This window comes from Rahnella perminowiae, from assembly GCF_019049755.1.
In the GTDB taxonomy this organism is placed as follows: Bacteria; Pseudomonadota; Gammaproteobacteria; order Enterobacterales; family Enterobacteriaceae; genus Rahnella; species Rahnella perminowiae.
Window position 1 is genome coordinate 1 of record NZ_JAFMOS010000460.1, and the last position, 10,296, is coordinate 10,296.

8 protein-coding genes are annotated in these 10,296 nt (G+C 53.9%); all 8 read left to right on the plus strand.

The annotated features are described in order from the left end of the window. The first annotated feature begins 288 nt into the window (after positions 1 to 288). The 8 genes from J1785_RS08095 (at position 289) to J1785_RS08130 (ending at position 9,647) form a co-directional block, all read left to right on the plus strand. The gene (locus tag J1785_RS08095; protein ID WP_129953677.1) at positions 289 to 1,191 is read left to right on the plus strand and encodes a homocysteine S-methyltransferase family protein; all 903 of its coding nucleotides are present in this window, start codon (positions 289 to 291) and stop codon (positions 1,189 to 1,191) included. A gap of 86 nt (positions 1,192 to 1,277) precedes the next feature. Then, positions 1,278 to 2,819, plus strand: coding sequence for an ABC transporter substrate-binding protein (locus J1785_RS08100; protein ID WP_205952649.1), 1,542 nt, complete (start codon positions 1,278 to 1,280; stop codon positions 2,817 to 2,819). A 94-nt stretch (positions 2,820 to 2,913) separates the two neighbouring features. Then, complete coding sequence (locus tag J1785_RS08105) at positions 2,914 to 3,852, plus strand: ABC transporter permease (RefSeq protein WP_129991116.1); 939 nt, start codon at positions 2,914 to 2,916, stop codon at positions 3,850 to 3,852. A gap of 18 nt (positions 3,853 to 3,870) precedes the next feature. Beyond that, on the plus strand, positions 3,871 to 4,686 hold the full coding sequence (locus J1785_RS08110) for an ABC transporter permease (RefSeq protein ID WP_217219195.1): 816 nt from the start codon (positions 3,871 to 3,873) through the stop codon (positions 4,684 to 4,686). After that, a complete protein-coding gene (locus tag J1785_RS08115) occupies positions 4,683 to 6,269 on the plus strand; it encodes an ABC transporter ATP-binding protein (protein WP_217219196.1) in 1,587 nt (528 codons plus the stop codon). Before J1785_RS08110 ends, J1785_RS08115 begins: the two co-directional genes overlap by 4 nt. Before the next feature lie 209 nt (positions 6,270 to 6,478). Beyond that, entirely contained in the window at positions 6,479 to 8,143 is a 1,665-nt protein-coding gene (locus J1785_RS08120; protein ID WP_129953673.1) for a methyl-accepting chemotaxis protein, read from the plus strand. 112 nt (positions 8,144 to 8,255) lie between these two features. Then, on the plus strand, positions 8,256 to 9,143 hold the full coding sequence (gene blaRAHN / locus J1785_RS08125; protein ID WP_217138848.1) for an RAHN family extended-spectrum class A beta-lactamase: 888 nt from the start codon (positions 8,256 to 8,258) through the stop codon (positions 9,141 to 9,143). 153 nt (positions 9,144 to 9,296) lie between these two features. Continuing rightward, positions 9,297 to 9,647, plus strand: a complete 351-nt coding sequence (locus J1785_RS08130) for a hypothetical protein (protein ID WP_129990961.1) — start codon at positions 9,297 to 9,299, stop codon at positions 9,645 to 9,647. The last annotated feature ends 649 nt before the right edge of the window (positions 9,648 to 10,296 follow it).

Below are 10,296 nucleotides of genomic sequence, written 5' to 3' on the forward strand. Positions count from 1 at the left end.
GGGAGTTCAGAGGGGAAAAGCCTTTCCCCTCTGGTCGGTTTCGGCGCAGCGCGTCATGTGACCGCAGCACTTGAGAAACCGAAATATTCTCGATCCAGCCATCACGGCGAGTGAGAAACCGAAATATTCCCGATCCAGCCCTCACCGCGAGTGAGACCAGTTTACAATAAAAAACCCACCTTTTAGCCATTAAGAAATCTAGACATCTAAACGTTCGTTTTGTAGAGTGTCACCACCTGCCGGATTAACGATTGATTCGGCTAAGAAAAATACAACGGCGGTGGCACAATGATCAGTAACATTAAAATCCTCGATGGTGGCATGGGGCGCGAACTGGCCCGGATGGGGGCTCCTTTTCGCCAGCCTGAATGGTCTGCACTGGCGCTGATGCAGGCTCCTGAATTTGTTCGGGCTGCTCACGATGCTTTTATTGCTGCCGGTTCTCAGGTCATTACCACCAACAGTTACGCCGTTGTGCCGTTCCACGTGGGTGAAGAAGTTTTTGCGGAGCAGGGCGCTGCGCTGATTGCGCTCTCCGGCAAGCTGGCTCGCGAGGCGGCTGATGCGGCACGGGCTGCCGTGCAGGTTGCGGGTTCGCTCCCTCCGGTTCTCGGATCTTATCGCCCGGATCTGTTCGAGCCAGTGGCGGCCAAAAAATTACTGCAAGTGCTGGTGGATAACCTGACGGACAGCGTTGATGTCTGGCTGGCGGAAACGCAAAGCTCTGTTGCAGAAGTCGAAGCCGTCCGCGATGTGCTGGGCGATGACCCGCGTCCGCTGTGGCTGTCTTTTACCTTGCAGGACAATCTCGACGATCAGGGTAATGCGCTGCTGCGCTCCGGTGAAGCGGTTGTCGATGCGGTCAGTGTGGCGCTGCGGGTTTCTGCGGCGGCGGTGCTGTTCAATTGCAGCCGTCCTGAAGTGATGGCGACTGCGGTGAAAACTGCACGAGCGGCGCTGACGGCACAGGGATCTCAGCTTGATATCGGCGTGTATGCCAATGCATTCGAGCCTTCCGATAATAAACGCGGTGCCAATGAAGGGCTGAGCAAAATGCGTCAGGACACTGATCCTGCCGGTTATCTCGATTTCGCGAAAGACTGGGTGGCGCAGGGTGCGACCATGGTCGGCGGTTGTTGCGGGATCGGGCCTGAACATATTGCCGCGCTGAAACAGGCCTTCGCCAGATAATATCCATCACCAGATAACATCCATAAAAAGAATAAAACGCATATTAATGCTGAAGATGCATTCTTCGCAGACAGGGGAAAACCATGATTGATCGTCGTTCATTTATTAAAAGTGCGGGTGCACTTTCCGTTGCTGCGGCTACCCATTCACTGTGGCTGGGCAATGCCTTTGCTGCGGAGGCAGAAAAACCGAAAAAAGGCGGCCATCTGGTCGTCGGCGTGGACAATGCCTCCAGCACCGACCGTCTGGATCCGGCATTCTGGTTCGAAACTTACATGTATTTCGTCGGTTCTCAGATGTTTAACAATCTGGTGGAAATTGACGAAAACGCCAGACTGGCACCGTCACTGGCTGAAGCCTGGGCCTCAACCGATGGCAGCAAAACCTGGGTGCTGAAAATCCGTCAGGGCGTGCAGTTCCATGATGGCCGTTCGCTGGGCGCGAAAGATGTGGTGTATTCCCTCAATCATCACCGGGGTGAGAAATCCACGTCGCCGGTGAAAGGTTATCTGGACACCGTCAGTTCGATTGAAGCCACCGGCGACCATGAGGTCACTGTTAAGCTCACCGCACCGGACGTCGAATTCGTCTGGCTGCTGAGCGCCGTGCATTTCGCCATTACTGCTGAAAATGAAAACTTTGATAAAGGCATCGGCACCGGCGCATTTATCCTTGAAAAATTCCAGCCGGGTGTGTCCACGCTGACCAAACGTAATCCGAACTACTGGAACAGCGAACGCGGGCATGTCGATTCTGTCGAAACGCTGGCGATGAACGATTCAACAGCCCGTGTGGCCGCACTGGTCAGTGGTTCGGCACAGCTGATTAACCGCGTGAATCCGCGCATTGTCAGCCGCATCGAACGTATGCCGAACCTGAAACTGGTACGGGCGAAAGACAGCATGATTTACACCTTCCCCGGGCTGTCAAATCTGGCGCCGTTCGATAATGTTGATGGCCGTCTGGCGCTCAAATACGCCATCGATCGTCAGAAAATTATCGACACCGTGCTCGGCGGTTACGCCAGCGTGGCGAACGACAACCCGATTTTCCCGTCGAACCGATACTTTGCGAAAGATATTCCGCAGCGTCCGTACGACCCAGAAAAAGCGCAGTTCCACTGGAAGAAATCCGGTTTCAGCGGCCCTCTGACGCTGAATGTCGCCGATGCCGGTTTCCCCGGCGCGGTCGATGCCGGTCAGCTTTATCAGCAATCCGCCGCCAAAGCGGGCATTAACCTGAATGTGGTGCGCGTGCCGGACGATGCGTTCTGGAATGATATCTGGCAGAAAAAAGCCTTTGTGTCGTCGAACTGGGCGAACCGTCCGACCGCCGACGCGCTGCTCTCTCTGGTGTTCACCAGTCAGTCTTCCTGGAATGAATCGGCGTGGCACGTACCGGCTTTCGATGCGATGGTCAAAGCCGCACGCGGTGAACCGGACGAAGCGCGCCGCAGGCAGATTTACCATGACATTCAGGTGATGCTGGTTGATCAGGGAAGCGAGATCATCCCGCTGTACGCCGATGCGCTCGACGGTTGTTCCGCCAAAATCAAAGGGTTTACATCCGTTCCGGGAATGCCGCTCAGTGGTAACCGTGCGGCAGAGAAAGTCTGGATTGAAGGCTGAACCGGGTAAAAATATGTCTGACTTATCTGCACAACAGAAAGTGACACAGCGGCCTGCGGGCCGTTTTTCGCAACACCGTTCCGGCTTGCTGAGCATGGTACTGGTGCGGCTGTTCTATGGCGTGCTGGTAGTGCTGGCCGTTTCCGTGCTGATTTTTGCCGGTGTACAACTGCTGCCGGGCAATGCGGCGACGGCGATCCTCGGTCAGAGCGCCACGCCCGATGCTATCCGCGAACTGAATTTTCAACTGGGGCTGGATAAACCGGCGGTCAGCCGTTATCTGAGCTGGCTGGCGGGTGTGCTGCACGGCGATTTCGGCACCAGTTTTTCGAGTCGCGAAGCCATCAGTGGTCCGTTGTTTACCCGCCTGGGGAATACACTGTTTCTGGCCGGATGTACCGCCGCGATTGCGGTTCCGCTGGCGCTGCTGATCGGGTTTATTTCTGTGCGTTATCAGGGCAGTGTCATTGATACACTGCTCAACGTCATCACCCGCGCCACGGTGGCCCTGCCGGAATTTTTCTCCGGTTATTTGCTGATTCTGATATTTGCCATCACGCTGGCGTGGGCACCGAGCAACAGCAGTATCACTGCAGATATGCCGCTGGCGGCCAAACTCTCCGCCATTTCCCTGCCGTGCGCCACACTGGTACTGGCGATCCTCGGCCATATGAGCAACATGACCCGCGCTGCGCTGATAGCCGCGCAAAGTTCGGCGTATGTGGATACCGCGTTGCTCAAAGGGCTGTCACCGTCGCGCATTTTATGGCGTCACGTATTGCCCAATGCGGTGGGGCCGATCATCAATGTCGTGGCGATCAATCTGGCCTATCTGATGGTCGGTGTGGTGATTGTCGAGAACGTATTTGTTTATCCGGGACTCGGGCAGTACATGGTCGACAGCATCAGCAAACGCGATATTCCGGTGATGCAGGATTGCGCGTTGCTGCTGGCAGGTATTTATATCCTGCTTAATTTGCTGGCGGATGTAATGGCGCTGGTCGCTAATCCGCGTTTACGCCATAACCGCTGAATCTTAGGAATTGCTGTAATGCCTGCATTAAAACCTGCTTCGATACTGGGCCTGCTGGTGCTAAGCCTGTTTATCCTTATCGCCATTTTTGCCCCGTGGCTGGCCCCGCACACGCCGGATCAGACGATCGGCATGTCGTGGGATTTACCGGGGCCCGGTTCCATTCTGGGCACCGATAATCTCGGCCGTGATCTGCTTTCCCGCCTGATCTGGGGCACACGGGTTTCCCTTGGTGTGGCCGCACTGGCGGCACTGGTGGCGTTTATCGTCGGTTGTACGTTCGGGTTTATTGCCGGACTGCGCGGCGGCTGGCTTGATCAGGTGATTTCCCGCTGCAACGATATTGTGATGGCTATTCCGACGCTGATCCTGGCGCTGATCGTGCTGGCTGTTTTGCCGAAAACCATTCTGGTGCTGACGCTGGTGCTTGGCCTGCTGGAATCAACCCGTGTGCTGCGCGTGGCCCGATCCCTTGCAGTGGATATCGGCGTAATGGAATTTGTTGATGTGGCGCGGTTGCGCGGTGAAAGTCTCGGCTGGATCCTCCTGCATGTGATTTTACCCAATGCGCTCCAGACGCTGATCGCCGAATTCGGCCTGCGTTTTATTTTTATTCTGCTGTTTCTCTCTGCGCTGTCATTCCTCGGGCTGGGTATTCAGCCTCCGACCGCTGACTGGGGCGGACTGGCGCGCGATAACAAAGACGGCATTTTGTTTGGCGTCTGGGCGGCACTGGTGCCGGGGGGCGCAATCGCGGTACTGGCGCTGGCAGTCAACGCCGTGGCGGACTGGCTGATAAGCGGTGAGCGTCGTGTGTGGGGGAAAAAAGCATGAATGAGCACGTACTGAGTATCGAAAACCTGTGCGTGGTGTCGCAGGGTAAAAATTCGCGCACGCTGGTGGATGATGTCTCTTTCACTGTGAAGCGCGGCGAAGTGCTGGGTCTGATCGGCGAATCGGGCGCAGGCAAATCCACCATCGGACTGGCTATTCTCGGGCATTGCCGGCAGGGGATGCGCATCCGGTCCGGCAAAATTGTGTTCAGCGGACAGGAACTGACTTCGCTTTCTGAGCGCCAGTTGCGTCAGGTGCGCGGCAGAAAGATTGCTTATGTCGCGCAGTCTGCCGGAGCGGCGTTTAATCCGGCGATCACCCTCGGCGAGCAGGTCATTGAGGCGGCGCTGAAACACAATGTGTATCCCCGCCGTCAGGCGCAGGCCAAAGCCATTGCTCTGTTTGAACAGCTTGGTCTGCCGGATCCACAGGCGTTTTATCAGCGTTATCCGCATCAGGTTTCCGGCGGTCAGTTACAGCGCGCGATGATTGCCATGGCGCTGTGCGCTGGGCCTGAGTTGTTGATTTTCGATGAGCCGACCACCGCGCTGGATGTCACCACCCAGCTCGGCGTGCTGAAAGCTATCAGTGATGTGATCCGTTTTTCCGGCGTCGCGGCGATTTACATCAGTCATGATCTGGCGGTGGTGGCGCAGATAAGCGATCACATTATGGTGTTGCAGCACGGTAAAACAGTTGAACAGGCGGGAACGGCACAATTGCTGAGCCAGCCACAACAGGTTTACACCCGCCGTTTGCTGCATGCGCAGGGTGGGAACAAAACGCCGCAAACGGGTCATGCACCAGCAGCGCTGGATATCAGTAACATCAGTGCTCGCTATCATGCACAGCCGGTACTGCAAAATGTTTCGCTGAGTTTGCCGCGCGGGCGCACGCTGGCGGTGATCGGTGAATCCGGTTCGGGGAAATCGACGCTCGGTAAAGTGATTTGCGGGCTGCTTACCCAGGAAAGCGGAGAAGTCAGTCTGAATCAGCAAGTATTGCCCGCCAGTTTGCACCAGCGCAGCCGCGTTCAGTTGCGCGATGTACAACTTATCCATCAGATCCCCGACACGGCGCTGAATCCGAAAGAGCGCATTGGCAGTCAGATTTCCCGTGCACTGGCCTGCTTTACGACCCTGAACCGCAGCCAGCGCGAGGCCAGGGTGAGTGAACTGCTGGCGCAGGTCGGATTACATGCCGAACTGGCGGCGCGTTTGCCTGCCGCACTTTCCGGCGGGCAAAAACAGCGCGTGTGTATTGCGCGGGCGCTGGCAGCGGAGCCAAAAGTTATCGTTTGCGATGAACCAACCTCGGCGCTCGACCCGTTAGTTGCCCGCGATGTGCTGGCATTACTGCGCCAGATCCAGCAGGACACCGCCATTTCTTACCTGTTTATTACCCACGATTTGCAGGTAGTGCGCGAAATCGCCGATGAAGTCGCGGTGCTCAGACAGGGTGTGATTGTGCGTCAGGGACCGGTCACCTCCGCACTGGCCGAACCGCTGGATGATTACACCCGCGAGTTGCTGCGATCCGTGCCTGAAATGCGGGTTGGCTGGCTTGAGGAAATGTTTGCCTGATAATGCTCCTCTCCTGCACAGGGGAGGAGCAAAAGCATTTATCCCTCTTTACACTTCCCAATATTCACATCACTAAAGATTCCCTTATTTATACCGATAACCTTTAAGAATTAATTAGATTATTAGAAAGTAGTTCCGCTATGTAATCAATATTTTGAATTATTTTTCATTGTATTAATTTTTAATGGCCAGGAAATAAGGGAAATAAAATGTGTAAACTGATCAACAGTATGCGTGTCGGCGCCCGTTTAGGGACAGCATTCGGCCTTATCATTTTGCTTTTAGTGATTGTCAGCGCTATCGCCATTACCAAAATAAGCAACATCAATAGCAGTATTGACCAAATAGTCAGTGACCGTTACGTCAAAGTCCGGCTGGCATTTGACGTCCGCGACGGCGTAAATGACCAGATTAAATATCTGCGCGGCATCGTCATTGATACTAAAAATCCTGAGCAGAATAAGAAGCGTTATGTACAGCTGGATGACACGGTTAAACAAACCAATGTCGCAATGGACAAAATCGCCGCTATTCAGACGACCATGACCGGCAAGCAAAAAATCAAAGCGTTGCAGGAGGCGGGGCAAACATTCGAAACCGCCAAAGAGCAACTGATTGCCTTAGCCAGTGCCGGTGATATGGAAGGGGCGACCGAGTTTGTTCTGCGTAAACTGACCATTTCGCAAAATGCGTATCTGGACCTGGCGACCGCGTTTGCTAACTCTCAGGATCAGCAATTACAGGCCGAAGGTAAAACAGCGCTGGCCGATGGTGCCACCGCCATTCAGCTGACGCTGATTTTCTCTGCGCTGGCCATTTTAATGGCAGCCGCGCTGGGTTATTTCCTGACCCGCTCAATCACCCGTCCGCTGCATACTGCGGTGAAAGTGGCAGAAAACGTAGCGGCTGGCGATCTGACCACGCAAATCCAGGTAACTTCCCAGGATGAAACCGGGCAGCTCATGCAGGGGCTGAAAAACATGAATGAAAATCTGCTGAGGATCGTGACCGAAGTGCGTGCAGGCACGAATGCCATCACCAGCGCATCCGGTGAAATTGCTGCCGGAAACCTGGATTTGTCTTCCCGTACCGAGCAGCAAGCCAGTTCACTGGAAGAAACCGCATCCGCTATGGAACAGATGACAGCCACGGTGAAACAGAATGCCGATAATGCGCGTCAGGCTAATCAGCTGGCGGCGCAGGCTTCCCGCGTGGCGGTGCAGGGCGGTGTAGTGGTCGGTGAAGTCGTGAACACGATGGAAGGTATCAATATTTCCTCGCGCAAAATCGTCGATATCATTGCAGTGATTGACGGTATTGCTTTCCAGACTAACATTCTGGCGTTGAACGCTGCTGTTGAAGCGGCGCGTGCCGGTGAGCAGGGGCGTGGTTTTGCCGTGGTGGCTTCCGAAGTGCGCAATCTGGCGCAACGCTCTGCCAGTGCCGCCAAAGAGATCAAAGTGCTGATCGATGATTCTGTGGCGAAGGTGGATAACGGCACGCAGCTGGTCGCCAAAGCCGGTGCCACCATGGCGGAAGTGGTGTCCAGCGTAAAAAATGTGACAGACATCGTCGGCGAAATTGCCATTGCCAGTAACGAACAAAGCACCGGGATTGAAGAGATTAACAAAGCCATCAACCAGATGGATGAAGTAACTCAGCAGAACGCCGCGTTAGTTCAGGAAGCCTCTTCGGCGGCGCATTCGCTCAACGAGCAGGCTGAGCGTTTGTCGCAGGCCATCAGCATTTTCAAAGTCAGCGCGGGTTCGGCGACAGCTGCGGTGCGCAAAGCCTCTCAGACGAAAACACCGGCGTTTCTGTCAAACCGTCAGACGATCCCCGGCGTTGAGGAAGGAAACTGGGAAACGTTTTAAGCGCGATATCACGGCTTTTTTCTGCTCAAAACCCGACATTCGTGTCGGGTTTTTTACTTTCTGCCCCTGCTTTTGCCATAATCCCTTCGCCAATATAAAGGAGAAGGCTTTGATGATGAAAAATACCCTGCGTAAAACCGTACTGATGGCGGCGGCTGTGGTGCCAATGCTCGCATTCAGCGCGGCATCATGGGCGCAAACGGCTACAAAAATGACGTCAGTGCAGCAGCAGCTTGCCGCGCTGGAAAAAGACAGCGGTGGCCGTCTTGGCGTGATGCTGATTAATACCGAAGACAACTCCCAGATTGCTTACCGTGCCGATGAACGTTTTGCGATGTGCAGCACCAGTAAGTTCATGGCCGCGTCAGCCATTCTTAAACAAAGTGAAACGCAAACGGAACTGCTGAACCGGCACGTCAGCATCAAAAAATCTGATCTGGTAAATTACAACCCGATCACCGAAAAGCACCTCGGTACGGGGATGACGATCGGCGAACTGGCTGCCGCCGCCTTGCAGTACAGCGATAATACCGCCATGAATAAACTGATCGGGCAGCTTGGCGGGCCGCAGAAAGTCACGGAATATGCCCGCACGCTCGGCGATAAAACGTTCCGTCTGGACCGCACCGAACCGACACTGAACACCGCCATTCCGGGCGATGACCGCGACACCACATCACCGCGAGCGATGGCGCTGAGTCTGCAACACGTCGCGCTGGGCAGCGCACTGGCTGAACCGCAACGTGCGCAACTGGTGGAATGGATGAAAGGCAACACCACCGGCGCGATGAGTATCCGCGCGGGGCTGCCTGCGACCTGGGTGGTTGGCGATAAAACTGGCAGCGGCGATTACGGGACAACGAATGATATTGCGGTGATCTGGCCGGAAAATAAGGCTCCGCTGATCCTGATTACCTATTTTACGCAGCCGGAGAAAAATGCGAAATCCCGTCGCGATGTGCTGGCTTCCGCAGCAAAAATTGTTACGCAGGGGTATTGATGACGTAAGCATCAGACGGCGGAAGGGGACTTTCGCCGTTTTCAGACTTTTAAGACACTTCCCCTTTCTGCCTGCCGCCCTGCTTTATACTCTTTCCCTGTAATCGGATGTTTTTATAAGAATTTTAAACACTTTTGGAAAGGGAGTTTATCCATGGCAGGTCCTTTATCCCGTTTGATCCGTATCACCTGTACTTCTGCATTACTTTTCAGCTTTGCCGCCGTTGCCGACCAACAAGGCAGACAACAACTGCAAGATCAATTCGCTGAGAAAAACCGGCAGCAGCATGAACAGATGTTACAGTCTGAGCGTCAATGGCGCGAGGACAGCCAGAAGTCTGCCAATGAATATCATGAGCAGATACAGCGACAGATAAAAGAGCAGGAAGACACCACAACCCGTATTCAGAACGAAGCCATCGCTACCCATGAGAAACGCGACGCTGAAGCCCGCGAGGCGGCAAGACAAAAACGTGAGCAGGCAGGCGATCCTGAGCGCAACTGAGCCTGACGGCTCAGGGACGGTTTAACGCCCGTTTTTCCCGTTAGTCACCTTGACCAGACATTTTCTTCTGACACGTCGTTTTTAAGAATCCCATAATCCTGAAATCATGAGATTTTGGGATTATCCATTGTCGCCAACGTTCCATGAGGGTGTCGCGCTGGATAAGCTTTACCATAATGTTTGACTTAATAATCTGAATAATGAGGTAAAGATCAGGGCGTATTGTTTATATACGCGTGAAACCTAATTCAGTATTATTTTTGTAATAACCGGACTCTATGCCGCTGTAATATATTTCAAAATTTATATCTGGCGGCTATTCAGCCATTTACTCCCTGATGCTTTAATGTCATCACTCATATCACCCCCTGCGCGCTATAATTAAACAACTTTCCTGAAAGACTGTTCACGCGTCGCTATCTGTGCAGCGACATCATGTTAAGCGGGTCTGCCGGTGCAACACCACTGCCCGATTTTAAGGCTGTCCTGTCGCGTGTTTACGGGGGGTTTAGCAAGCCGGAGGGGCTTTTTAGTGCTTTATTAATGACCGTGTAACTCAGTTAAGTCAGCATGATCGTTCATTAAATCAGCAACATATTGATTCATATAGGAAAGAATAAACAAATCTATACAAAATAAATTATTGAGG